Consider the following 21940-nt stretch of genomic DNA (forward strand, 5'->3'; position numbering starts at 1 on the left):
CCATGCGGCAAGCGGCGCGACCGGCGGCCCCTGCATGAGCGGTGGGGGCCTGACAGCCGAACGGATGCTGGCCGCCTATGCCCAGGGGGTGTTTCCGATGGCGCAGTCCGCCTCGGACCCCCAGCTTTACTGGTTCGAGCCGGGGCTGCGCGGCATCCTGCCGGTGGGCGGGGTGCATGTCTCGCGCTCGATGCGGCGCGTGCTGCGCCATTGCGGCTGGCATGCGACCCTGGACCGCGATTTCACCGGTGTGGTCCAGGGCTGCGCCGATCGCGCGGAAACCTGGATCAACGCGCCGCTCATGGCGCTTTACCGCGATCTGTTCCGCATGGGCCACGCGCATTCGCTGGAGGTCCGGGCCGGCAACGAGCTGATCGGCGGCATGTTCGGTCTGACGCTGGGCGGGGCGTTCTTTGCCGAAAGCATGTTCTCGCGCCGCAGCAATGCCTCCAAGGCGGCGCTGATCTGGATGTCATCGCACCTGGCGCGCTGCGGCTTCGTGCTGTGGGACACCCAATATCCGAACCCGCATCTCGCCTCGATGGGCGGCCAGGCCATTCCCCGCGCGGAATACCGCCGCCGGCTTGCCGCCGCGCTCGGGGTTCGCGCCGATTTTGCCGGCTGTGCCCTGCCCGGCGCTCAGGCCCTGTTGCAGGAAATCACCCAGACGTCATAGCGCGGATCGTCCAGCGCCGAAAGCGCCGGGGACGAGGCGATCATCCAGCCCGCAAACAGCCGCGCATTGGCCTGGCTGTCGGTGATCGTCAGCTCGGCATAGGCATCCGAGGTCGGGTCCGCTGCCGGATAGCGGCATTCCGCCAGGCTGAGCTGAAGCCGGCCGAAGGCGACCGACTCGCCCACGGCCAGGGTGAAATCCTGGGTCCGGCCGGTGATCTTGTCGAGCCCGCGCAGCTGCGCGCCGGTGCCGCGCGCCGTCTCGGGGCCGCGCGCGGCTTCGGCGGCGCGCTGGCGCTCGGCCGCCGAGGGCTCGACGGGGACCACCGCATCGGGATCGTCGCTGAAGGCCGGGTCGATCATCAGCTGCTGGTCCTCGGCCGGCTCCTCCTCCTGGGCGAGGACGGGGCTGGCGGCCAGCAGCAGGCACAGGCAGGCGCGGGTCAGAAGGTCGGTCATGGGCTGTCGTCCGTGCTTTGCGCATCCACGAATTTCATCATCAGCGAGATCAGGCTGACCGCGCCCTGCACATCCTCGATCTCGTCGCCGGGTGCCAGGTTGTCGGGCGCGCCGCCCGGCTGCAATTCGATATAGGCGCCGCCCAGCAGCCCGTCCGACTGGATCAGCGCCGCGCTGTCGCTGGGCAGGCGGATGCTGTCGGGCAGGCGCAGACGCGCCTCGGCGAAATAGGTCTGCGGGTTCAGCTGGACCGCCGACACCCGCCCCACCCGGACGCCGGCGACGCGGACATCGGTGCCGACCTCGATGCCGTCGACGTTCGGAAAGGCCGCGCGCAGCTCATAGCCGCCGGCCAGCTGCGCGCCCAGCCTGCCGCCGGCGGTGGACCAGGCCAGGAACCCGGCCGCCACGGCCAGAACCGCCGCACCAACCCAGAGCTCGGCCCGTTCGGCGGCGGTGTTCATGCGCCTACTCGGGCTGCCAGGCGTCGTAGTCGCGCCGCTCGACCGGCTGCGCGCGATAGAGCGAGCCCGCCGGGTGATAGGCGGCAGGCGTGCCGGTCAGGTTTGGCTCATGCGGCTTTTCCCAGGGCTTGTGCGGCAGAGGGGCCGCGGTCGGCGGCTCCTTGTAGGTGTGATGCAGCCAGCCGTGCCATTCGGGCGAGATGCGGCTTGCCTCGGATTCGCCGTTATAGATCACCCAGCGCCGCTTGCCGCCGCCGGACTGGTAATAGACATTGCCCTGATCGTCCTCGCCGACCTTTTCGCCGTAAAGCTTGGTCCAGACCTGGGTGTTCAAGGTCTGGCTGTTCCACCAGGTCAGAAAGCGCAGCAGAAACGACATGGGTGCGAACCTCATCAATCGGGTGTGGTGGAGATATGGCGCAAGTTGCGGCGAAGGTCCAGAGAGGCTTGGTCCCCGACGCCCCCGACAGGGCAAATCGACGCAGCCGGTGGCGCCGTCCGACCGCCCATCGAGGCGCTTGGCATGGGCAGGGACGCGAGCGCCCCGAGCCATCTGCGAAGGATCCGCCCGCCGCTTTCTGCCGGTGCCAAACCGGATGGCCGGTCCGGGCATCTGGTGGCGCGGGTCGAGGATGAATCCGCCCGGCGATGAACTGCAGATCCCGAAGAGATGCATCTGCATGGCGTGTGGCCGTTCCTTGTCTTGAGATGGCAGCCGAGGCTGCGGGCCGCAATGGATCTGCCGCGATGCGTCCGCGGCAGATCGTGAAGGAGGATCGGCGCGGCAGTCGCGGACCGGCGCCGGGCCGGGAGCCCGGTGAAGCCCGAGCCGGGCAAGCCGATCCCAGCACGGCCGGGAACCGCGCGCCGGCAAGCCGGTCGCGGCCCGTTGGCCCGGGACGTGTTCCGCGTGGCTGGACGCGCGCGGATGGAACCGGCGAAAAAGGCGGCACCCAAGGCCCGCCTGCACCATGCCGCGCGCGCCGTCGCGGCGCGGAACCGACCGGCGCCGGTGCGGCCGGCCGAGCCTGCAGGCGATGCGGGCCTAGCCCGCCGTCGCGGTTTCCTTTTTCGAATCGGTGTGGATCAGCAGGGGCTTGGCCGCGGGATTATCCACCGCCTCCTCGTTGACCACCACTTCCTCGACGCTGTTCATGCCGGGCAGGTCGAACATGGTGTCCAGCAGGATGTCCTCCATGATCGAACGCAAGCCGCGCGCGCCGGTCTTGCGCTTGATGGCGCGGCGGGCGATGGCGGTCAGCGCATCCTCGGTGAAGGTCAGCTTCACGCCCTCCAGGTCGAAGAGCCGCTGATACTGCTTGACCAGCGCGTTCTTGGGCTGGGTCAGGATGGTGATCAGCGCCGCCTCGTCCAGGTCGCCCAGCGTGGCGATGACCGGCAGGCGGCCGACGAATTCCGGGATCAGGCCGAATTTCAGCAGATCCTCGGGCTCGAGCTGCTTGAACAGCTCGCCCACGCCCTTGTCGTCGTCTTCCTTGACATTGGCGCCGAAGCCCATCGCCGTGCCCTTGTTGCGCTGCGCGATGATCCGGTCCAGCCCGGCAAAGGCGCCGCCGCAGATGAACAGGATATTGGTCGTGTCCACCTGCAGGAATTCCTGCTGCGGATGCTTGCGCCCGCCCTGCGGCGGCACCGAGGCGACCGTGCCCTCCATGATCTTCAGAAGCGCCTGCTGCACGCCCTCGCCCGAGACGTCGCGGGTGATCGAGGGGTTGTCGGACTTGCGGGTGATCTTGTCGACCTCGTCGATATAGACGATGCCGCGCTGCGCCCGCTCGACATTGTATTCGCTGGCCTGCAGCAGCTTCAGGATGATGTTTTCCACATCCTCGCCGACATAGCCGGCCTCGGTCAGCGTGGTGGCGTCGGCCATGGTGAAGGGCACGTCCAGGATGCGCGCCAGGGTCTGCGCCAGCAGCGTCTTGCCGCAGCCGGTCGGGCCGATCAGCAGGATGTTCGACTTGGCCAGCTCGATATCGGTCTTGGAGCTGTGGTTCAGCCGCTTGTAGTGGTTGTGGACGGCCACCGACAGCACGCGCTTGGCATGTTCCTGGCCGATCACGTAATCGTCCAGCACGTTGCAGATCTCGCGCGGGGTGGGCACGCCGTCGCCGGATTTCAGCGCCGAGGACTTGGTCTCCTCGCGGATGATGTCCATGCAGAGTTCGACGCATTCATCGCAGATGAACACGGTGGGACCGGCAATCAGCTTGCGCACCTCATGCTGGCTCTTGCCGCAGAAGCTGCAATAGAGCGTGTTCTTGCTGTCGCCGCCGGTCGGATTGGCCATCAGTTCATCCTCGTATAACACCGGAAGCCCGGCAAAAGCGCCGGACGACCGCCTGTTTCGGACGTGGCCAGGCCACGCCATGCGTTGCCCATCATGTTACGAGCCCCCCCGGCCCGTCACAATCCCCAAAACGTCCGCCCCGGCCCCAAAACGCCGGCCTCCGGCTGCTTCCCGCAGCCGTGATCACTGGCCCGGCTCGGCCTTGCCGCGCGCCGTCAGGATCTCGTCGATCAGGCCCCATTCCTTCGCTTCCTCGGGCGACATGAAGCGGTCGCGTTCCAGCGCCTCCTCGACCTCCTGCAGGGTGCGGCCGGTATGCTTGACATAGATCTCGTTCAGGCGCCGCTTGAGCTTTTCGGTCTCGCGCGCATGGATCAGGATATCGGTCGCCTGGCCCTGGAAGCCGCCCGAGGGCTGGTGGACCATGATGCGGCTGTTCGGAAGCGAGAAGCGATACCCCGGCTGGCCGGCGCAGAGCAGCAGCGAGCCCATCGAGGCCGCCTGCCCCACCACCAGCGTCGAGACGCGCGGCTTGATGTATTGCATCGTGTCATAGATCGACAGGCCCGCCGTCACCAGCCCGCCGGGGCTGTTGATATACATGCTGATGTCCTTGGTCGGGTTTTCCGCCTCGAGGAACAAGAGCTGCGCCGAGATCAGCGTCGCCATGCCGTCATGCACCGGGCCGGACAGGAAGATGATCCTTTCCTTCAGCAGGCGCGAGAAGATGTCATAGGCACGTTCGCCCCGGCTGGTCTGTTCGACGACCATGGGGACGAGCGTGTTCATGTAGAATTCTGCCGGATCGTGCATGTCTGTCCTTGCTTTTGTCCCTGCCTGGCCTGCCCGTTTCGCGATTCGTCCCAAGGCTGCGGTCGCGCCGGACCGCTCTTAGACGCGAAAGGTTGACAGAGTCTTAGTAACGCCGGGCCGCGAGGACAAGAGAGCGATAAAATTTGCCCCTGCCCGGCCGGGCCGGTAATCTGGCGCCCGAGCGACGGAGAAACGCATGAAACTGATCGTCGGCCTGGGCAATCCGGGCGCGAAATACGCCGCGAACCGGCACAATGTGGGCTTCATGGCGGTCGATCGCATCGCCGCCGACCACGGCTTCCCCCCCTGGCGCGCGCGGTTCCAGGGCGAGATCGCCGAGGGCCGGCTGGGCGAGGAGCGCGTCGCCCTGCTCAAGCCCGCGACCTTCATGAACCTGTCCGGCCAGTCGGTCGGCGAGGCGATGCGCTACCTGAAGCTCGGCCCCGAGGACGTGACCGTGCTGCATGACGAGCTGGACCTGGCGCCGGGCAAGCTGCGGCTGAAGACCGGCGGCGGCCATGCCGGGCATAACGGGCTGCGCTCGCTGCACCAGCATATCGGCGAGGGTTATCGCCGGCTGCGCATCGGCATCGGCCATCCCGGCGACAAGAACCGCGTGTCGGGCTATGTGCTGTCGGATTTCGCCAAGGCCGAAGAGGCCGGGCTGGACGACCTGCTGCGCGGCATCTCGGACGGCGCGGCGGCGCTGGCCGCGGGCGACGATGCGCGTTTCATGAACGCGGTCGCGGCGCGGGTGGCGCCGCCGCGCAACAGCGGCACGCGGCCGGAGCTTCCCGGCAAGGCGTCGCCGGCCAGGCCCGCGGCGAAACCCGCCAACGATCCCGCGGCCGAGCCGCCCAGCCTGTCGGACCGGCTCAGGGCCCTGACCGAGCGGTTCCGGTGACGGCCTGGCGCGATGCCTTCGCGATGCAGGCCAAGGCCTGCCGCGCGCTTGGCTCGCCGCTGACGGCGCGGATCTGCGAACAACTGGCGCCGATCCTTGAGGCCGGGGACGATGCGCTGGCGCGGCGGGTGCGGACATGGCCCGGCGATCCCAGCTACCGCGCCGACTCGGTGCCGTTGCGGCTTTGCGGCGCGCTGCACGCGCTGGTGCTGAACGGGGACGACCCGAAACTGGCGCAGGCCTATGCCGAGGCCAATGACGCAGTGCTCCACCGAAGCATTTCCCAGGCAATTCAGGATAATCAATCCCGCATCCTGGAATGGATCGAGCATGCGCCGCAGACCAACGAGGTCGCCCGCGCTGCGGTGCTGATCGCGGCGGGCCGGTTCCTGGCCGGCTTGCTCGGCCGGTGCCGCCTCGATCTGCTGGAACTGGGCGCAAGTGCTGGACTCAACCTGAACTTTCCGCGCTACAGTCTTGTTGCAAATACGGAACATGATCCGCCCTTTCTGGGAGAGCGCCAACCCGAGGTCTGGTTGAGCCCGGAATGGCGCGGCACGATCCCGGCCCATGCCCTGCTGGCGACCGGCGCGGCGCGGGGGGTGGACCTGAACCCGCTCGATCCGGCGCGGGACGGGCTGCGGCTGCTGTCCTATATCTGGCCGGACCAGCGCGCGCGGCTGGAGCGGATGCAGGCGGCGCTGGCGCTGGCCGAGCGGTATCCGCCGCGGGTGGATCGCGGCGACGCGGCCGACTGGCTGCCGGCCCGGCTGGCCGAATCCTGTCCTCATGGCAGGCTTGTCTATCACACCGTTGCGGCGCAATATTTCCCTGCCGCCACGCGAGGGCGCATCGAGGCCGCGCTGCAGGACGCCGGGGCCAAGGCCAGCCCCGAACGGCCCTTGGCGCATCTGTCGATGGAGGCCGACGGCGGCGAAGGTGCGGCGCTGGCCCTGCGGCTCTGGGCCGGCGGCGGGATGCGGCGATGGAGCCTCGGCCGGGCGGATTTCCATGCCCGCTGGATCGACTGGCAGCCGAAGGAGACCTGACATGGACCCCGCGCTCAACGTGCTTGGCGGCAAGCTGGAAACCTGCTCGACCGCGCCGCTGACCGGCTTCTTCCGCGACGGCTGCTGCAATACCGGCCCCGAGGATCGCGGGCGCCATACCGTCTGCGTCATCGTGACGGCCGAGTTCCTGGCCTTGTCGAAATACCTGGGCAACGATCTCAGCACGCCGCGGCCCGAGTTCCGCTTTCCGGGGCTGCAGCCGGGGGATCGCTGGTGCCTCTGCGCCGCGCGCTTCCTGCAGGCGGCGCAGGAATTCGCCGCGCCCGAGGTGGTGCTGGAGGCCACCCATGCCCGCACGCTGGAGATCGTGCCGCTGGAACTGCTGCGCGCCCATGCCGTGAAGGGCGAGGATTAGCGCCCCACCTGCGCCAGATAGTGCCGCACGGCATCGACGACATGGCGAAAGCGGTCACCGCCCAGATGCTTGCCGCCATACCAGCGCGTCACGATCACCACATGGTCGGTCAGCCCGGCGCGTTCCAGCATCTGCAGGATGATCTGGCCGGCGCCGCTTTCGCCGTCGTCGTCGCGCATCGCCTCGCCGGACAGCGCCGCGGCCCAGCTGTTATGCGTGGCCTTGGCGAAACGCTTGCTGCGCTTCAACTCGGCCAGCAGCGCCTCGGCCTCGGCGCGGGTCCGCGCCGGCCCGCCCGACACCGCATAGCGCGAGCCACGGTCCGAGATGATCTTGTCAAAGACCGTCAGGCTCATCGCCGGCGCCGGACGTAAAGCTCCAGCCGGTGCCGGACGATCTCGTAGCCCATCTCGGCGGCGATCTCGGCCTGCAGGCGCTCGATGCGCTCGTTGACGAACTCCATCACCTCGCCGGTCTCGACATCGATCATGTGGTCGTGGTGGTGGCCGTCGGCCGGCTCGAACCGCGCCGGCTCGCCCTCGAATTCCAGCTTCTGGATCATGCCCTGCGCTTCCAGCGCGGAAAGCGTGCGATAGACCGTCGCCAGCGACACCCCCGCCCCGGCCGCCATGGCACGCTGGTGCAGCTGGGTGGCATCGGGATGGTCCTCGGCCGCTGCAAGCACGCGCAGCAGCGCGGCCCGCTGGCGGGTGATGCGCACGCCGGCACGGCGCAGCGCGGCCTCGAAGGCTTCGGCACGGGTTTCGATCTCCATGCGGTTTTCTGGCCCAGTTGCGAAAAAATTGCAACTGGCTTGACAGTTGAGAATCATTCGCAGATAACGGCGGCAGAAACGAGGCCCGAAGCAGAAGAATCGGATCATGAAGCGCAGAACATTCCTGACCACGGCCCTTGCCGGACTGGCCGCCCCCGCCATCCTTCCCGCCTCGGCGCTGGCGCAGGGCGGCAGGTTCAAGGTGGCGACCACCTTCACCATCATCGCCGACATGGCCCGCAACGTGGCGGGCGACCGGGCCGAAGTGGTCTCGATCACCAAGCCGGGGGCCGAGATCCACAATTACGAACCCACCCCCAGCGACCTGATCGGCGCCCGCGACGCCTGCCTGATCCTGCGCAACGGGCTGAATCTGGAGCTGTGGTTCGAGCAGTTCCTGCGCAACCTGGGCGACCTGCCCTCGGCTACGCTGACCGATGGGATCGAGCCGATGCCGATCTCGGGCGGGCATTACGACGGCAAGCCCAACCCGCATGCCTGGATGGCGCTGGACACGGCGCTGGTCTATGTCGACAACATCGCCGCCGCGCTGTCCAAGGCCGATCCCGCGGGCACTGGCAGCTATCGCGCCAATGCCGGCCGCTACAAGGGCGAGATCGCGCGGACCATCGGCCCGCTGCGCGACGCCGCCCGCGCCCTGCCCGAGGAACGGCGCTGGCTGGTCACGTCGGAAGGGGCGTTTTCCTATCTGGCGCGGGATTTCGGCCTGCGCGAGCTGTTCCTGTGGCCGATCAACGCCGATGCGCAGGGCACGCCCCAGCAGGTGCGGCGCGTGGTCGATGCGATCAAGCAGCACAATATCCCGGTGGTGTTTTCGGAAAGCACCGTCTCGGACCGGCCGGCCCGGCAGATCGCGGCCGAAACCGGAGCGCGCTATGGCGGCGTGCTTTACGTCGACAGCCTGTCCGAGGCCGGCGGGCCGGTGCCGACCTATCTGGACCTGCTGCGCGTGACCTCGGAAACCATCGTCGAGGCGCTGAGCAATGCATGAGGCCGCCGGCATCGAGGTATCCGGCCTGACGGTGGCCTATCGCAACGGCTTCACCGCCCTGCGGGATGCCAGCTTCACGGTGCCGCAAGCCTCGGTCACGGCGCTGGTGGGGGTGAACGGCTCGGGAAAATCCACGCTGTTCAAGGCGCTGATGGGCTTCGTTCCGGCCGCGGCCGGCAAGGTGCGGGTGCTGGGCCTGACCGTGCCGCAGGCGCTGCGCCAGAACCTGATCGCCTATGTGCCGCAGGCCGAGGAGGTGGATTGGTCCTTTCCGGTGCTGGTCGAGGACGTGGTGATGATGGGCCGCTACGGCCATATGGGCTTTCTGCGCCGCGCCCGGCCCGAGGATCGCCGCGCCGTGGACGAGGCGCTGGCGCGGGTGAACATGCAGGACTTCCGCCACCGCCAGATCGGCGAGCTGTCGGGCGGCCAGAAGAAGCGCGTCTTCCTGGCCCGCGCCCTGGCGCAGGGCGCCTGGGTGATCCTGCTCGACGAGCCCTTTACCGGCGTGGACGTCAAGACCGAATCCGCCATCATCGAGCTGTTGCAGCAGATGCGGGACGAGGGGCGGGTCATGCTGGTCTCGACCCACGACCTGGGCTCGGTGCCGGAATATTGCGACCGGGTGGTGCTGGTGAAGAACACCGTGCTGGCCCATGGCCCGACGGCCGAGGTCTTTACGCCCGACAACCTGCGCCTGGCCTTCGGCGGCGTGCTGCGCCATTTCGTGCTGGGTGCGCGGCACCTGCATGCGGACGACGACCCGCGCGCGCTGACCGTGCTGTCGGACGACGAGCGCCCGCTGGTCTTTTACGACGACAAGCAGCGCAGCGCCCGCGAAGAAGAGGCGGCGCCGAAATGATCCGCACGCTGCTTGTCCCCTTCGAATACGGCTACATGACCGACGCGATCTGGGTCTCGGCGCTGGTCGGCGGCGTCTGCGCCTTCCTGTCGGCCTATCTGATGCTCAAGGGCTGGTCGCTGATCGGCGACGCGCTGTCGCATTCCATCGTGCCGGGCGTTGCCGGGGCCTATATGCTGGGCCTGCCCTTCGCGCTGGGGGCCTTCCTGTCGGGGGGGCTTGCCGCGCTGACCATGCTGTTTCTGAACAAGCGCACGGGCCTGCGCGAGGACGCGATCATCGGGCTGATCTTCACCGGCTTCTTCGGGCTGGGGCTGTTCATGGTCTCGCTCAATCCGATGGCGGTCAGCGTGCAGACCATCACCATGGGCAACATCCTGGCGATCACCCCCGGCGACACGCTGCAGCTGGCGCTGATCGGCGGCATCTCGGCGCTGGTGCTGGCGGCGAAATGGCGCGACCTGATGGTGGTGTTCTTCGACGAAAGCCATGCCCGCACCATCGGGCTGAACCCGCAGGCGCTGAAGGTGCTGTTCTTCACCCTGCTCTCGGCCTCGACCGTCGCGGCGATGCAGACCGTCGGCGCCTTCCTGGTCGTGGCGCTGGTGGTGACGCCGGGGGCCACCGCCTATCTGCTGACCGACCGCTTTCCGCGGCTGATCCTGATCTCGGTGGCGATTGGCTCGCTCACCTCGGCCATTGGCGCCTATGTCTCGTTCTTCCTCGACGGCGCGACCGGGGGGGTGATCGTCTGCCTGCAGACGCTGATCTTCCTGGCCGCTTTCCTGCTGGCGCCCAAGCACGGCCTGCTTGCCGCCCGCCGCCGCGCCCGCGAGGCGCTGAAGGAGGCCGCGTGATGGACTGGTTGGTGATGCCGCTGAGTTTTCCCTTCATGCGCGATGCGGCGCTGATCGGGCTGATGATCGCGCTGCCGGCGGGGCTTTTGTCCTGCTTTCTGGTGCTCAAGGGCTGGTCGCTGATGGGCGATGCGGTCAGCCATGCCGTGCTGCCCGGAGTGGTGCTGGCCTATGTCGCGGGCCTGCCGCTGATCCTTGGCGCCTTCCTGGCCGGCCTGGGCTGCGCGGCCCTGACCGGCTGGATCCAGGACAACAGCCGCGTCAAGGCCGACACCGTGCTGGGCGTCGTCATGTCGGGCATGTTCGGTCTGGGGGTGGTGCTTTACACCGCGATCCGGACCGACCTGCACCTGGACCATATCCTGTTCGGCAACATGCTGGGCGTCGGTCCCGAGGACCTGCGGCTGGCCGGCGGCATCTCGGCCGTGGTCGGGCTGGTGCTGGTGCTGAAATGGCGCGACTTCGCGCTTCTGGCCTTCGACCCGGTGCAGGCGCGGGTCTCGGGGCTGGCGCTGCATGTGCTGAACTACGGGCTTCTGGCGATGATCTCGGCCACGGTGGTCGCCATGCTCAGCGCGGTCGGCATCATCCTGGCGGTGGCGCTGCTGATCGCGCCGGGGGCCGTGGCCTTCCTGATGACGCGGCGGCTGCCCGCCATGCTGGCCACCTCGGTCGGGGTCGCGGCCTTCGGGGCGGTCAGCGGGGTCTGGGCCAGCTTCTGGCTGAACAGCGCCCCGGCACCGACCATCGTGCTGGTGCTGACGGCGCTGTTCACGCTGGCCTTTCTGTGGCGCAGCATTGCCACGCGGCGGGCGCAGGGCGCGGACCGGTCAGGGGCGCCCTAGGTCACATACCCATAGACGGGATTCCGGAGACGGGATTCCGGTGCGGGCTGAGTTGTGCTTCACTTCTGCACATGCATGAGGAGGTGGGATGGCAGGCTTCGATCTGACGGATCTCGAGCGGGAGGTGATCCGGCCTTTGTTGCCAACGAAGGTGCGCGGCGTGAAGCGGGTGGATGACCGGCGGGTGTTGAACGGCATCTTCTGGCGGCTGCGGACGGGGGCGCCCTGGGCGGACATTCCAGCGCGCTACGGCCCCTTTACGGCTTGCGTGAACCGCTTCAGCCGCTGGCGCAAGGCGGGCCATTGGGCGCGCATTCTGCAAGCCGTGTCAGAGGCTTATGACGGGAAAGTTCAGATGATCGACCCGTCCTCGATCCGGCTTCACCAGCATGGGGCGAACCGCCCGAAAAAGGGGGGCGATCCCGTTGCATGGGGCGCGCGCGCGGTGGGCTGACCGCGAAGATCCACGCTGTGGTCGATGCCCGCGGCCGCCCGATCCGCCTGAACCTGACCGAAGGCCAGGCGCATGACGGACGCTCGGGGGACGATATGGTCGGGCCCATCGGCGCGGGCCGGATCCTGCTCGCCGGCCAGGGTGCCCGGGCCAATATCCGTCCCATACCGACCCGAAAACGCTTTCCTCCCTTCGATCCGGTTCTCTGCCGCGCCCGCAATCAGATCGAACGGTTCTTCGGCAAACTCAAACATTTCCGGTTCATCGCAACGCGATACGACAAGCGAGACGGCAATTTCCTCGCATCCGTACAACTCGCCTCCATCCGCATATGGTTGCGGAGATATGTGTCGGTGAATTAGACCGTCCGCCCGCCATCGACCTCGAGGATGACGCCGGTGATGAAATCGGCCTCGTCCGAGGCGAGGTAAAGCGCCGCATTGGCGATGTCGCGCGGCTGCGACAGCCGGCCCAGCGGGATGGTGGCAAGGAAGCGGGCGCGGTTCTCGGGCGTGTCCTCGCAGCCCATGAACCGCTCCAGCATCCCGGTCTCGCCCATCACCGGGGCGATGGCGTTCACGCGGATGCCCTCGGGCGCCAGTTCCGCCGCCAGGCTGCGGGTCAGGGTGTTCACCGCGCCTTTCGAGGAATTGTACCAGCTCAGCCCCGGCCGCGGCCTTATGCCGGCGGTCGAGCTGACATTGATCATCACGCCCTGCCCGCGCGTCCGCCAATGTGGCAGCACGGCATGGGTCATGTGAAAGATCGACAGCACGTTGATGTCGTAGATCTTGCGGAACGCCGCCTCGTCGGTGTCGAGCAGCGGACCGTTCGGCGTGGTCCAGCCGGCATTGTTCACCACGATGTCGAGGCTGCCGAAGCTTTCGCACGCCTTCTCCACCGCGGCCCGGACCTGGTCGCCCTGGCTCACGTCGCAGGGGATGGCGAGCCCGTCGATGCCCGCGGCCACCGCCGCCGCACCTTCGCCGTCGATGTCCAGCACCGCCACCCGCGCGCCCTCGCGCGCGAAGGTTTCGGCGATGCCGCGCCCGAAGCCCGAGGCGCCGCCCGTCACCAATGCCGTCTTGCCTTGCAGCCGCATGCTCTCTCTCCCTGTTATGCGAAACGATGAACCACGGTTTTCAGCCGCGAGAATTCGTAAAGCGCGGCGAAGCCCTTTTCGCGCCCATGGCCGGATTTGCGAACCCCGCCGAAGGGCAGCTCGATCCCGCCCCCGGCGCCATAGCCGTTGATGAAGACCTGCCCGCAGCGCATGGCGCGGGCCAGGCGCGCCTGCCGGTCGCCGTCGCGCGTCCAGATGCCGGCGACCAGCCCGTATTCGGTGCCGTTGGCGATGGCCACCGCCTCGGCCTCGGTGTCGAAGGGGATGGCGGCCAGCACCGGGCCGAAGATCTCTTCCTGGGCCAGCGGGCTTTGGGGGTCGACCGGGCCGAACAGCGCCGGCGCGACATAGAAGCCGGCTGCGGACGCATCCGCGGCCACGCCGCCCCGCGCGATCAACGGGGCTGCGGCCTCGGCGACATAGCGTTCGACCCGTGCCTTCTGCCGGGCCGAGATCAGCGGGCCCAGCAGCGCGCCCTCGGCCGGGCCGGCCTCGACCGCGCGGAAACGCTCGGCCAGCATTGCCGTCAGCCGGTCCCAGATGCCGCGCTGGATCAGCACCCGCGATCCGGCCGAGCAGGTCTGGCCGCCGTTCTGCACGATGGCGCCCACGATCACCGGCGCGGCGGCCTCGAGATCGGCATCCTCGAAGACGATCTGCGGCGACTTTCCGCCCAGTTCCAGCGTGCAGGGGATGTGATTGCGCGCCGCGGCGATCTGGATGGCCTGGCCGACCTGGGGCGAGCCGGTGAAGCTGATGAAATCGACGCCGGGATGTTCGGACAGCGCCCGCCCGGCGACCTCGCCGCGCCCGGTGACGATGTTGATGGCACCGGGCGGAAAGCCGGTCTCGGCCGCCAGTTCGCCGATGCGCAGGATGGTCAGGCAGGCATCCTCGGCCGGCTTGGTCACGGTGGCATTGCCCATGGCCAGCGCCGCGCCGACCGAGCGGCCGAAGATCTGCACCGGATAGTTCCAGGGAATGATATGGCCGGTGACGCCATGCGGCTCGCGCAGCGCCGTCACGTCATAGCCGTTCAGGAACGGGATCACCTCGCCATGCAGCTTGTCGGCCGCGCCGCCATAATATTCGAAATAGCGCGCCAGCGCCGCCATGTCGGCGCGCGACTGGGCGACGGGCTTGCCGTTGTCGCGGGTTTCCAGCTGGGCAAGCGCCTCGGCCTCGGCCTCGATGCGCAGGGCCAGACGCAGCATCAGCCGGCCGCGCTCGGCGGCGGTCAGCCGGCCCCAGTCGCCCTCGAAGGCGGCACGGGCGGCGCGGATCGCCGCGTCGACATCCTTGGGACCGGAATCGGCGATGGCGGCAAAAGGCCGGCCGTCGATGGGCGAGATCATCGCCATCTCGCACCCCGAGGCGGCCGGCAGCCAGGCGCCGCCGATCAGGTTTCGCGCCGGCGGCAGGATCGGGTCGTCGCGCATGTCACCTCCGTTCTGCGGGATTCGCCTGGGCGCAGCGTGACGGCGCCGGGCGCGGGACGCAAGGCTGGCAAATCCGGCACGGCCGGCTAAGCTGCCCGCGACGCAGCAGCCGAGGCCAGCCATGAGCAAGCAACCCAGCGCCCATCCCGACGATCCGCATTATGTGAACCGCATGGGCTGGCTGCGGGCCTCGGTGCTGGGGGCCAATGACGGCATCGTCTCGACCGGCGCGCTGATCGCCGGGGTCGCCGCCGCCGATCCGGGGCGCGAGGCGATCCTGATCGCCGGGCTGGCGGGGCTGGTCGCCGGGGCGATGTCCATGGCCATGGGCGAATATGTCTCGGTCAGTTCGCAATCGGATACCGAGCGCGCCGACATCGCCCGCGAGCGCACCGCCCTGCGCGAGATGCCCGAGGCCGAGTTGCACGAACTGGCCGCCATCTACGAATCGCGCGGCATGAGCCCCGGCACCGCCCTGCAGGCGGCGCGCGAGGTGACCGAGCATGACGCGCTGGCCGCGCATGTGCGCGACGAGCTGGGGCTCAGCGAGGCCTCGAACGCCAATCCCTTGCAGGCGGCGCTGGCTTCGGCCGCCACCTTCAGCATCGCGGCTGCGGTGCCGCTGCTGGCAGCGATCCTGGCGCCCGGCGGCCAGGTCGTCGCCAGCGTGCTGGTCGCGGTGCTGGTCGCGCTGGGACTGCTGGGGGCGCTGGGGGCCTGGGCCGGCGGCGCGCCGCCCGGCCGGGCGGTGTTGCGGGTGATGGCGGGCGGCACCCTGGCGCTGGCGGCCACTGCCGGCATCGGCACGATCTTCGGCGTGGCGGTCTAGGCTTCGCGGACATAGCCGGCGCTGGCGGCGATCAGCGCGCGGGCGTAATCGCCCTGCGCCCTGCCGGCGCGCAGGCTGGCGGCGTCCATTTCCTCGACGATGCGGCCGGCGCGCATCACCGCCAGCTGGTCGCACATATGCGCCACCACCGCGAGGTCGTGGCTGACCAGGACATAGCTCAGCCCGCGCTCGGCCCGGATGTCGGCGAGCAGGTTCAGGATCTCGGCCTGCACGCTGACATCGAGCGCCGAGGTCGGTTCGTCGAGCAAGAGCAGCCTGGGCTCGGCCGCAAGCGCGCGGGCGATGGCGACGCGCTGGCGCTGGCCGCCGGACAGCTGGTGCGGATAGCGGAAGCGGAAGCCCTGCCCCAGCCCGACCTGATCCAGAAGCCGGGTAATGCGGGCGTCGATCCGGTCCATGCCCTGCAGGTGCAGGGTTTCCGACAGCACCCGGTCGACGGAATGGCGCGGATGCAGGCTGGCATAGGGATCCTGGAACACCATCTGCACCGTCTTGTGGAACCCGCGCGAGCGGCGGCTGCCGGCGACCGGCCTGCCCGCGACCGCGATGCGGCCCGACCAGCTGTCGATGAGCCCGGCGACGGCGCGCAGGATGGTGGACTTGCCCGAGCCGCTTTCGCCGACGAGGCCGAAGCTTTCGCCCGGCCCGACGGCGAAGCTGGCGGATCCGACCGCATCGACGCGCTCGGGCGCATGGCCGAACCAGACGTTCAGATCCTCGACCGTCAGCATGGGCGGCACCGGGACGGATGGGTATTTGGGGAACGAAGAAGCGGCATCACGGGGTTCCCGCCGGCGGGGCGTCGCGCCAGCCCTCTTGCCTTTGCAGGACCGCCAGCCGCTCGACCGGCCGGTCGAGGCGCGGCAGGCTGTTCAGGAGGCCCTGCGTATAGGGATGGCGCGCGGCATGCAGGTCGCGGGCGGGCAGTTCCTCGACCACGCGGCCGGCATACATGATGAGGACGCGGTCGCAGAATTGCGCGACCAGGTTCAGGTCGTGGCTGATGAAGATCAGCCCCATGCCGCGTTCCCGGACCAGCCGGTCGAGGATGCGCAGCACCTCGTTCCTGACCGAGACGTCCAGCGCCGATGTGGGCTCGTCCGCGATCAGGATCTCGGGGTCGGGGGCCAGCATCATCGCGATCATGATGCGCTGGCCCATGCCGCCCGAGACCTCGTGCGGATAGGCATGAAACACCCGCTCGGGGTCGCGGATCTGCACCGCGGCCAGCATCTCCAGCGCCTTGTCGCGGGCCTGGGCGCGGCTGGTGCCGGTATGGAGCCGATAACCCTCGACGATCTGGCGGCCGACGGTCATCACCGGGTTCAGGCTGAAGCGGGGATCCTGCATCACCATGCTGATGCGCGCGCCGCGCAGCCGGCGCAGCCGCGATTCCGGCAGGTCCAGGATCGATTCCCCGCCAAGCGCCATGCGCTCGGCCTCGACCCGCCCCGGCGGGCGCACGAGGCCGAGGATGGCGCGGCCGGTCATCGTCTTGCCCGAGCCGCTTTCGCCGACCACGCCCAGCCTTTCGCGGCCAAGGTCGAAGCTGACGCCGCGCACCGCCTGGAAGGTGCCCGAGCGGGTCGGGAAGCTGACGCGCAGATCCCGGACGGAAAGCAGCGGGCTCATTCCCGGCCCCCCTTGGGGTCCAGCACGTCGCGCAAGCCGTCGCCGAGCAGGTTGAAGGCCAACGACACGACGAAGATCGCCATGCCGGGCATGGCCGCGACCCACCAGAAGTCGAGGATATAGCCGCGCCCGTCCGAGATCATCGCGCCCCATTCCGGCATCGGCGGCTGCGCGCCCAGGCCGAGAAAGCCCAGCCCGGCGGCGGAGAGGATGATCCCCGCCATGTCCAGCGCCACCCGCACGATCAGCGAGCTGACGCAGAGCGGCCAGATATGGCCGATCAGCAGCCGCAGCGGTCCCGCGCCCTGCAGCCGGGCGGCGGCGATGTAATCGGCATTGCGAATGGTCAGCGTCTCGGCCCGCGCCAGCCGCGCATAGGGCGGCCATGAGGTGATGGCCAGCGCCAGCACCGCATTGCCGATGCCGGGCCCGAGGGCGGCGACGAAGGCCAGCGCCAGGATCAGCTTGGGAAAGGCCAGGAAGATGTCGGTGATGCGCATCAGCACCTGATCGACCCAGCCGCCGGCGAAACCCGCCACCGTGCCGACGAAAAGCCCGATCACCGGCGCGATCAGCGCCACCGTGCCGACGATGAACAGCGTCACGCGCGAGCCGTGGATCAGCCGCGACAGGATGTCCCGCCCCAGCGCGTCCGTGCCCAGCCAGTGCTGCGCGGAAGGCGGCTTCAGCCGCTCGGCCAGATTCTGCGCGAACGGGTTCTGCGGCGAGAGCCAGGGCGCGAAGGCGGCGACGAACAGCAGCCCCAGCAGGATCGCCAGCCCGACCATGGCCAGCCGGTTGGCGCGAAAGGTCAGCCAGCCCTGGTAGATCGCCCCCAGCCGCGCCTGCCGCCGGGTCTGCGGCGCATCGGACAGAAGCCATGCGCGTGTCGTCTCGGTCATGTCGCCCTCGGGTCCAGCAGGCGGTAGAGGATGTCGGACAGCAGGTTCAGCGCCACGAAGCAGGCGCCGACGACCACCGTGCCGCCCAGCACCGCGTTCATGTCGCCTGCCAGCAGCGCCTTGGTGATGTATTGGCCGATGCCGGGCCAGGAGAACACGATCTCGGTCAGCACCGACCCTTCCAGAAGCGAGCCGAAGCTGAGCGCGATCACCGTGATCAGCGGCACCAGAATGTTGCGGAAGGCATGGCCCCAGATCACCCGGCGCTCGGACAGGCCCTTGACGCGGGCGGTGACGACATATTCCGCCGAAAGCTGCTCCAGCATGAAGCTGCGGGTCATGCGGCTGATATAGGCGAGGCTGAAATAGCCCAGCAGGCTGGCCGGCAGCACGATATGGCTGAAGGCGTCGCGGAAGGCGGCCCAGTTGCCGGCGACCAGGCTGTCGACCAGGATCAGCCCGGTGACCGTCGGCACCATGCCGTCGTATATGATGCCCTGCCGACCCGGCCCGCCGACCCAGCCGAGAATGCCGTAGAACAGCAAGAGCCCCATCAGCCCCAGCCAGAAGATCGGCATGGAATAGCCCACCAGCGCCACCACGCGGGCGATCTGGTCGATCCAGCCGCCCCGGCGCGCCGCGGCGACCACGCCCAAGGGCACGCCCACGCAGACGCCGATCAGCGTGCCCAGCGTCGCCAGCTCGACCGTCGCCGGGAACACCCGCCGCAGGTCCTGCGCCACCGGATGCCCGGTCGAGATCGAGCGGCCGAAATCGCCCTGCAGCACCTCGGCCATGTAGCGCAGGAACTGCTGCCAGATCGGCTTGTCCAGTCCCATGGCCTGGAAGGCCGCGTCATATTGCGCCTGTGTCGCGCGCTCGCCCACCACCTTCAGCACCGGGTCGATCGGCATGACGCGGCCAATGACGAAGGTGACGAGCAAAAGGCCGAGCAGCGTCAGCACCAGCGACAAGCCCAGCCCGGCAAGCCGCCGGCCCAGCCGCATGGTGCGGCGTGGCGCTCTGCCGCCGGCCGGGGTTGGGGCGCCCTGCCCCGGCTGACCAACCAGATCGGGCTGGGCCACGCCTTATTCCTTCGTCACCTGGCGATAGAGAACCGAGCTGACCGAGCCGCCCGAGGTCCAGTTCTGGACGTTCTGCTGCATCGCCACCTGCTCGATTTTCTGGAACATCGGGATGATCGGCGCGATCTCGCGATATTGCTTCTGGATGTCCAGGTACATCTGCACGCGCTTGTCGGTGTCGCCCTCCAGCGTGGCGGCCTCGACGGCGCGGTTCATCTCGTCGGGCACCGCCCAGCTGTTGCGCCATGCCAGCTGCGACAGGCCGGCATCGTCGGCATTGTTCGGGTTATGGGCGAAGGTCGAGGCATTGGTATGCGGATCGGCGTAATCCGGCCCCCATTCGCCGATGAAGATCGGCACCTGGCGCGCGCGATAGGCATCCAGCACCTGCGCCCCGGTCATCTGCTGGATCTCCAGCGTCAGCCCGACCTGCGCCATGGCGGCTTGCAAGGTCTGGGCGGCGTCGACATATTCGCGAATGTCGCGCACGACGGTCTTGACCGTGCCCGAGGTGATGCCGGCATCGCTCAGGATCTGGCGGGCCTTCTCGATGTCATAGGTCCAGGGGTTCTCGTCCGAGGCACCCAGATAGCCCTCGGGCAGGAAATTCTGATGCACCTTCCACTGGCCCTTGAGGAAGCTCGATTCCATGCCCGCATAGTCGATGAGGTATTTCATCGCCTCGACCATCTCGGGGCGGGACAGCAGGGGATCCTTCTGGCTCAGCCCCATGTAGAGGATGCGGCCGCGCAACTCGTCCATCACCTTCAGCCTGTCGTTGCCGGCAATGCCCTCGACATCGGTCGGCGTCAGGTTGCGGGCCACGTCCACGTCGCCCTGCTCCAGCAGCAGCCGCTGGGCGCTGCTTTCCTGGACATGGCGCACGATCACCCGCGCCATTGCCGGGGCGCCCTGCCAGTAATCGGGATTGGCGGTCAGCTGCACCGCCTCGTTCGGGCGCCAGGCGGCCAGGGTGAAGGGCCCCGAGCCCGCATCGTTGGTGGACAGCCAGGCATTGCCGAAATCCTCGCCCTCGGCATGGGCCATCACGGTTTCCTTGTCCACGACCGAGCCGACCTCCGAGGCCAGGCAGTTCAGCACGTAGCTTTGCGCATAGGGCTGGTCGAGTTGCAGCACCAGCCTGTTGCCGTCGAAGGTCACGCGCTCGTCCACGTTCTCGGCGGTGAAGCCGAACTGGTTGAGGATGAAGGCGGGCGACTTGTTCAGCTTGACGGCGCGTTGCAGCGACCAGGCGGCGTCCTCGGCCCGGACCGGGTTGCCGGAATGGAACGTCACCCCCTCGCGCATGGTCAGCGTGATGGTCTTGCCGTCCTCGCTGACTTCCCAGCTTTCGGCCAGGCTGGGCTTGATCCCCGCCGCCAGGTCCAGCGGGTCGATATCGACCAGCCGGTCATAGAGGTTCCTGACCACGTCCTGGCCCGAGAACTCGAAGCTCTGGCCGGGGTCCAGGCTGATGATGTCGTCGATCTGATGGGCGATCACCAGCGTATCGGCGGGGGTCTCGGCCCAGGTCGCTGAGGCAGGCGCCAGCGTCACGGCCGAGGCCAGCATGAGCGCGCGAAGCGGGAAACGGTTCTGCATGACGGATCATCCCTGTTGTCGCGCCCCGTCGCTCGCGGGGCTGGAATGGTAGCAGCTTGGCGCGAAGCCGTCCCTGCCGCAAGCCCCGCATGCCGGGGCACATGGCCGGGCGCATCGCCCGGCGCGGGGCAACGCCGATGCATCCGGGCCCCCGGCCAGGAAAATCGCCGCCCAAGGCTTGCGCCGGGCCGCCGCCCCGTCCTATCTCGGGCGGAAGGAGAGACCATGGAAAAACGCACCCTTCCCGAGCGACCCGGCTGGCGCGACGAGGCGGAGAAGCTGGGCTTCAGCTTCGCCGACATGGGCGGCGAGCCCTATTGGGACGAAACCAGCGCCTATCGCTTCACCCTGCGCCAGGTCGAGGAGGACATCGAGGCCCCGGCGACGGAACTGCATGCGATGTGCCGCGAGGCGGTGGACCGCGCCACCCGCGACGAGGCCTGGCTGGCCCGGCTCGACATCCCGCGCGCGCATTGGGATCTGGTCGCGGCCAGTTGGGCGCGGGGCGAGCCCGAGCTTTACGGGCGCATGGACCTGGCCTATGACGGCCATGGCCCGGCGAAGCTGCTGGAATACAATGCCGATACGCCGACCTCGCTCTACGAATCCGCCAGCTTCCAATGGCTCTGGTTCGAACAGCAGCGGGCGGCCGGGGTGCTCGACGCGGATGCCGACCAGTTCAACAGCATCCACGAGGCGATCGTGGCGCGCTGGACCCAGATCTGCACCGATGGCGAAGAGGTGCATTTCACCGCCGATCCCGACAATCCCGAGGATTACGCCACCGTCGAGACCCTGGCCTGGGCCGCGCGCGAGGCTGGCCTGGGCGCGCATTTCACCGCGCTTTCGCAGATCGGCCTGACCGAGGAGGGGCAATTCGCCGACGACCAGTCGCGCGTCATCGGCACGCTCTTCAAGCTCTACCCCTGGGAGGACATGCTGCGCGACGATTTCGCCGCGCATCTGCAATCCTCGGGCACCCGCTTCATCGAGCCGCCCTGGAAGGCGGTGCTGTCGAACAAGGGCATCCTGCCGCTCCTGTGGCAGATGTTCCCCGGCCATCCGAACCTGCTGCCCGCCTTCTTCCTGGCCGACGTGCAGGAAGCGATGGCGGGCGGCAGTCCCGCCCCCGATCTGGCCCCGGCCTTCGAGGCGGCGCGCGACACGCTGGCCCAGGGCCATGTCTTGAAGCCGATCTTCTCGCGCGAAGGCGCGGGGGTGGTGATCCGCGAGGCGGGCCGCGAGGTGGCGCGCACCGGCGACGACAGCTATTCGCATCACCCGATGATCGTGCAGGGCCTGGCCCGGCTGCCGGATTTCGGCGGCTTCCGCCCGGTCCTCGGCGCCTGGATCGTGGGCGAAAGCTGCTGCGGCCTCGGCCTGCGCGAGGACCGCTCGCCCATCACCCACAACCTGTCGCGCTTCAAGCCGCATTTCATCGAGGGCTGACC

25 protein-coding genes are annotated in these 21940 nt (G+C 68.6%); 11 read left to right on the top strand and 14 right to left on the bottom strand.

Annotated elements, in window-relative coordinates; translation table 11 throughout:
- Nucleotides 1-34: 34 nt before the first annotated feature.
- Nucleotides 35-676, top strand: a complete 642-nt coding sequence (gene aat, locus ACNKFW_RS16490) for a leucyl/phenylalanyl-tRNA--protein transferase (RefSeq protein ID WP_024844731.1) — start codon at nucleotides 35-37, stop codon at nucleotides 674-676.
- On the opposite strand, the gene ACNKFW_RS16495 is transcribed toward aat, so the two are convergent.
- The 5 genes from ACNKFW_RS16495 to ACNKFW_RS16515 all read right to left on the bottom strand — a co-directional run bounded on the left by ACNKFW_RS16495 (nucleotide 640) and on the right by ACNKFW_RS16515 (nucleotide 4722).
- Entirely contained in the window at nucleotides 640-1134 is a 495-nt protein-coding gene (locus ACNKFW_RS16495; RefSeq protein WP_024844732.1) for a DUF2155 domain-containing protein, read from the bottom strand. The genes aat and ACNKFW_RS16495 overlap by 37 nt on opposite strands.
- Nucleotides 1131-1598: an outer membrane lipid asymmetry maintenance protein MlaD gene (gene mlaD / locus ACNKFW_RS16500; protein WP_024844733.1), complete on the bottom strand. Its 468-nt coding sequence runs from the start codon at nucleotides 1596-1598 to the stop codon at nucleotides 1131-1133. The genes ACNKFW_RS16495 and mlaD overlap by 4 nt, the downstream gene beginning before the upstream one ends.
- Before the next feature lie 4 nt (nucleotides 1599-1602).
- A complete protein-coding gene (locus ACNKFW_RS16505) occupies nucleotides 1603-1977 on the bottom strand; it encodes an NADH:ubiquinone oxidoreductase subunit NDUFA12 (RefSeq protein ID WP_024844734.1) in 375 nt (124 codons plus the stop codon).
- A 666-nt stretch (nucleotides 1978-2643) separates the two neighbouring features.
- Nucleotides 2644-3909 carry an ATP-dependent Clp protease ATP-binding subunit ClpX gene (gene clpX / locus ACNKFW_RS16510; protein ID WP_024844735.1) on the bottom strand — a complete coding sequence of 422 codons (1266 nt, stop codon included), beginning with the start codon at nucleotides 3907-3909 and terminating at the stop codon, nucleotides 2644-2646.
- A 183-nt stretch (nucleotides 3910-4092) separates the two neighbouring features.
- Complete coding sequence (locus ACNKFW_RS16515; protein ID WP_147428904.1) at nucleotides 4093-4722, bottom strand: ATP-dependent Clp protease proteolytic subunit; 630 nt, start codon at nucleotides 4720-4722, stop codon at nucleotides 4093-4095.
- Nucleotides 4723-4918: 196 nt separating this feature from the next.
- Between ACNKFW_RS16515 and pth the strand changes: the two genes are divergently transcribed.
- From pth to ACNKFW_RS16530, 3 genes are read left to right on the top strand one after another with little or no spacing between them, the layout of a single operon-like run.
- Nucleotides 4919-5626 (top strand): aminoacyl-tRNA hydrolase, encoded by a 708-nt coding sequence (gene pth / locus ACNKFW_RS16520; RefSeq protein WP_147428905.1) that lies wholly within the window; start codon nucleotides 4919-4921, stop codon nucleotides 5624-5626.
- Nucleotides 5623-6675 carry a DUF2332 domain-containing protein gene (locus ACNKFW_RS16525; RefSeq protein ID WP_028709937.1) on the top strand — a complete coding sequence of 351 codons (1053 nt, stop codon included), beginning with the start codon at nucleotides 5623-5625 and terminating at the stop codon, nucleotides 6673-6675. The genes pth and ACNKFW_RS16525 overlap by 4 nt, the downstream gene beginning before the upstream one ends.
- A gap of 1 nt (nucleotide 6676) precedes the next feature.
- A complete protein-coding gene (locus ACNKFW_RS16530) occupies nucleotides 6677-7051 on the top strand; it encodes a DUF2237 family protein (RefSeq protein WP_147428906.1) in 375 nt (124 codons plus the stop codon).
- Here ACNKFW_RS16530 and ACNKFW_RS16535 read toward each other — a convergent pair.
- On the bottom strand, nucleotides 7048-7407 hold the full coding sequence (locus tag ACNKFW_RS16535; RefSeq protein ID WP_208852026.1) for a YigZ family protein: 360 nt from the start codon (nucleotides 7405-7407) through the stop codon (nucleotides 7048-7050). The genes ACNKFW_RS16530 and ACNKFW_RS16535 overlap by 4 nt on opposite strands.
- Nucleotides 7404-7826: a Fur family transcriptional regulator gene (locus ACNKFW_RS16540; RefSeq protein WP_024844741.1), complete on the bottom strand. Its 423-nt coding sequence runs from the start codon at nucleotides 7824-7826 to the stop codon at nucleotides 7404-7406. The genes ACNKFW_RS16535 and ACNKFW_RS16540 overlap by 4 nt, the downstream gene beginning before the upstream one ends.
- 106 nt (nucleotides 7827-7932) lie before the next feature.
- On the opposite strand from ACNKFW_RS16540, the gene ACNKFW_RS16545 reads away from it, so the two are divergent.
- The 5 genes from ACNKFW_RS16545 to ACNKFW_RS16565 all read left to right on the top strand — a co-directional run bounded on the left by ACNKFW_RS16545 (nucleotide 7933) and on the right by ACNKFW_RS16565 (nucleotide 12218).
- Nucleotides 7933-8838 carry a metal ABC transporter substrate-binding protein gene (locus ACNKFW_RS16545; RefSeq protein WP_147428907.1) on the top strand — a complete coding sequence of 302 codons (906 nt, stop codon included), beginning with the start codon at nucleotides 7933-7935 and terminating at the stop codon, nucleotides 8836-8838.
- Complete coding sequence (locus ACNKFW_RS16550) at nucleotides 8831-9700, top strand: manganese/iron ABC transporter ATP-binding protein (protein ID WP_024844743.1); 870 nt, start codon at nucleotides 8831-8833, stop codon at nucleotides 9698-9700. The genes ACNKFW_RS16545 and ACNKFW_RS16550 overlap by 8 nt, the downstream gene beginning before the upstream one ends.
- On the top strand, nucleotides 9697-10557 hold the full coding sequence (locus ACNKFW_RS16555) for a metal ABC transporter permease (RefSeq protein WP_024844744.1): 861 nt from the start codon (nucleotides 9697-9699) through the stop codon (nucleotides 10555-10557). The genes ACNKFW_RS16550 and ACNKFW_RS16555 overlap by 4 nt, the downstream gene beginning before the upstream one ends.
- Entirely contained in the window at nucleotides 10557-11402 is an 846-nt protein-coding gene (locus ACNKFW_RS16560) for a metal ABC transporter permease (protein ID WP_036747659.1), read from the top strand. Before ACNKFW_RS16555 ends, ACNKFW_RS16560 begins: the two co-directional genes overlap by 1 nt.
- 88 nt (nucleotides 11403-11490) lie before the next feature.
- Nucleotides 11491-12218 (top strand): IS5 family transposase gene (locus ACNKFW_RS16565; protein ID WP_418025046.1). Its coding sequence is split into 2 segments (ribosomal slippage): nucleotides 11491-11814 and nucleotides 11817-12218, totalling 726 coding nucleotides; the frame shifts between segments, so codons are not numbered across the junction.
- Here the strand turns inward: ACNKFW_RS16565 and ACNKFW_RS16570 are convergent.
- Nucleotides 12215-12958 (bottom strand): SDR family oxidoreductase, encoded by a 744-nt coding sequence (locus ACNKFW_RS16570; protein ID WP_024845683.1) that lies wholly within the window; start codon nucleotides 12956-12958, stop codon nucleotides 12215-12217. The genes ACNKFW_RS16565 and ACNKFW_RS16570 overlap by 4 nt on opposite strands.
- Nucleotides 12959-12972: 14 nt before the next feature.
- On the bottom strand, nucleotides 12973-14418 hold the full coding sequence (locus ACNKFW_RS16575; RefSeq protein WP_024845682.1) for an aldehyde dehydrogenase family protein: 1446 nt from the start codon (nucleotides 14416-14418) through the stop codon (nucleotides 12973-12975).
- 121 nt (nucleotides 14419-14539) lie between these two features.
- On the opposite strand from ACNKFW_RS16575, the gene ACNKFW_RS16580 reads away from it, so the two are divergent.
- Nucleotides 14540-15247, top strand: coding sequence for a VIT1/CCC1 transporter family protein (locus ACNKFW_RS16580; protein WP_024845681.1), 708 nt, complete (start codon nucleotides 14540-14542; stop codon nucleotides 15245-15247).
- On the opposite strand, the gene ACNKFW_RS16585 is transcribed toward ACNKFW_RS16580, so the two are convergent.
- The 5 genes from ACNKFW_RS16585 to ACNKFW_RS16605 form a co-directional block, all read right to left on the bottom strand.
- A complete protein-coding gene (locus tag ACNKFW_RS16585; protein WP_147428908.1) occupies nucleotides 15244-15999 on the bottom strand; it encodes an ABC transporter ATP-binding protein in 756 nt (251 codons plus the stop codon). The genes ACNKFW_RS16580 and ACNKFW_RS16585 overlap by 4 nt on opposite strands.
- A gap of 46 nt (nucleotides 16000-16045) precedes the next feature.
- Nucleotides 16046-16900, bottom strand: coding sequence for an ABC transporter ATP-binding protein (locus ACNKFW_RS16590; protein ID WP_147428909.1), 855 nt, complete (start codon nucleotides 16898-16900; stop codon nucleotides 16046-16048).
- Nucleotides 16897-17802 (bottom strand): nickel transporter permease, encoded by a 906-nt coding sequence (gene nikC / locus ACNKFW_RS16595; RefSeq protein ID WP_024845678.1) that lies wholly within the window; start codon nucleotides 17800-17802, stop codon nucleotides 16897-16899. Before nikC ends, ACNKFW_RS16590 begins: the two co-directional genes overlap by 4 nt.
- The gene (locus ACNKFW_RS16600; protein ID WP_244314500.1) at nucleotides 17799-18809 is read right to left on the bottom strand and encodes an ABC transporter permease; all 1011 of its coding nucleotides are present in this window, start codon (nucleotides 18807-18809) and stop codon (nucleotides 17799-17801) included. The genes nikC and ACNKFW_RS16600 overlap by 4 nt, the downstream gene beginning before the upstream one ends.
- A gap of 81 nt (nucleotides 18810-18890) precedes the next feature.
- Complete coding sequence (locus ACNKFW_RS16605) at nucleotides 18891-20489, bottom strand: ABC transporter substrate-binding protein (protein WP_147428910.1); 1599 nt, start codon at nucleotides 20487-20489, stop codon at nucleotides 18891-18893.
- 225 nt (nucleotides 20490-20714) lie between these two features.
- Here ACNKFW_RS16605 and ACNKFW_RS16610 point away from each other — a divergent pair, with 225 nt between their 5' ends.
- Nucleotides 20715-21938 carry a glutathionylspermidine synthase family protein gene (locus tag ACNKFW_RS16610; protein WP_024845675.1) on the top strand — a complete coding sequence of 408 codons (1224 nt, stop codon included), beginning with the start codon at nucleotides 20715-20717 and terminating at the stop codon, nucleotides 21936-21938.
- Nucleotides 21939-21940: the final 2 nt, after the last annotated feature.

Source organism: Paracoccus sp. TD-10 (assembly GCF_048270675.1).
GTDB lineage: Bacteria > Pseudomonadota > Alphaproteobacteria > Rhodobacterales > Rhodobacteraceae > Paracoccus > Paracoccus pantotrophus.

Bases quoted from the DNA above. Each gene is read 5' to 3' on its own strand.
- ACNKFW_RS16540 (WP_024844741.1), bottom strand. From the start codon at position 7,826: ATGGAGATCGAAACCCGTGCCGAAGCCTTCGAGGCCGCGCTGCGCCGT.
- clpX (WP_024844735.1), bottom strand. From the start codon at position 3,909: ATGGCCAATCCGACCGGCGGCGACAGCAAGAACACGCTCTATTGCAGC.
- nikC (WP_024845678.1), bottom strand. From the start codon at position 17,802: ATGACCGAGACGACACGCGCATGGCTTCTGTCCGATGCGCCGCAGACC.
- ACNKFW_RS16535 (WP_208852026.1), bottom strand. From the start codon at position 7,407: ATGAGCCTGACGGTCTTTGACAAGATCATCTCGGACCGTGGCTCGCGC.
- ACNKFW_RS16550 (WP_024844743.1), top strand. From the start codon at position 8,831: ATGCATGAGGCCGCCGGCATCGAGGTATCCGGCCTGACGGTGGCCTAT.
- ACNKFW_RS16530 (WP_147428906.1), top strand. From the start codon at position 6,677: ATGGACCCCGCGCTCAACGTGCTTGGCGGCAAGCTGGAAACCTGCTCG.
- ACNKFW_RS16580 (WP_024845681.1), top strand. From the start codon at position 14,540: ATGAGCAAGCAACCCAGCGCCCATCCCGACGATCCGCATTATGTGAAC.
- ACNKFW_RS16545 (WP_147428907.1), top strand. From the start codon at position 7,933: ATGAAGCGCAGAACATTCCTGACCACGGCCCTTGCCGGACTGGCCGCC.
- ACNKFW_RS16560 (WP_036747659.1), top strand. From the start codon at position 10,557: ATGGACTGGTTGGTGATGCCGCTGAGTTTTCCCTTCATGCGCGATGCG.
- ACNKFW_RS16610 (WP_024845675.1), top strand. From the start codon at position 20,715: ATGGAAAAACGCACCCTTCCCGAGCGACCCGGCTGGCGCGACGAGGCG.
- ACNKFW_RS16570 (WP_024845683.1), bottom strand. From the start codon at position 12,958: ATGCGGCTGCAAGGCAAGACGGCATTGGTGACGGGCGGCGCCTCGGGC.
- mlaD (WP_024844733.1), bottom strand. From the start codon at position 1,598: ATGAACACCGCCGCCGAACGGGCCGAGCTCTGGGTTGGTGCGGCGGTT.
- ACNKFW_RS16600 (WP_244314500.1), bottom strand. From the start codon at position 18,809: ATGCGGCTGGGCCGGCGGCTTGCCGGGCTGGGCTTGTCGCTGGTGCTG.
- ACNKFW_RS16515 (WP_147428904.1), bottom strand. From the start codon at position 4,722: ATGCACGATCCGGCAGAATTCTACATGAACACGCTCGTCCCCATGGTC.
- aat (WP_024844731.1), top strand. From the start codon at position 35: ATGAGCGGTGGGGGCCTGACAGCCGAACGGATGCTGGCCGCCTATGCC.
- ACNKFW_RS16585 (WP_147428908.1), bottom strand. From the start codon at position 15,999: ATGCTGACGGTCGAGGATCTGAACGTCTGGTTCGGCCATGCGCCCGAG.
- ACNKFW_RS16590 (WP_147428909.1), bottom strand. From the start codon at position 16,900: ATGAGCCCGCTGCTTTCCGTCCGGGATCTGCGCGTCAGCTTCCCGACC.
- ACNKFW_RS16555 (WP_024844744.1), top strand. From the start codon at position 9,697: ATGATCCGCACGCTGCTTGTCCCCTTCGAATACGGCTACATGACCGAC.
- pth (WP_147428905.1), top strand. From the start codon at position 4,919: ATGAAACTGATCGTCGGCCTGGGCAATCCGGGCGCGAAATACGCCGCG.
- ACNKFW_RS16505 (WP_024844734.1), bottom strand. From the start codon at position 1,977: ATGTCGTTTCTGCTGCGCTTTCTGACCTGGTGGAACAGCCAGACCTTG.
- ACNKFW_RS16495 (WP_024844732.1), bottom strand. From the start codon at position 1,134: ATGACCGACCTTCTGACCCGCGCCTGCCTGTGCCTGCTGCTGGCCGCC.
- ACNKFW_RS16575 (WP_024845682.1), bottom strand. From the start codon at position 14,418: ATGCGCGACGACCCGATCCTGCCGCCGGCGCGAAACCTGATCGGCGGC.
- ACNKFW_RS16605 (WP_147428910.1), bottom strand. From the start codon at position 20,489: ATGCAGAACCGTTTCCCGCTTCGCGCGCTCATGCTGGCCTCGGCCGTG.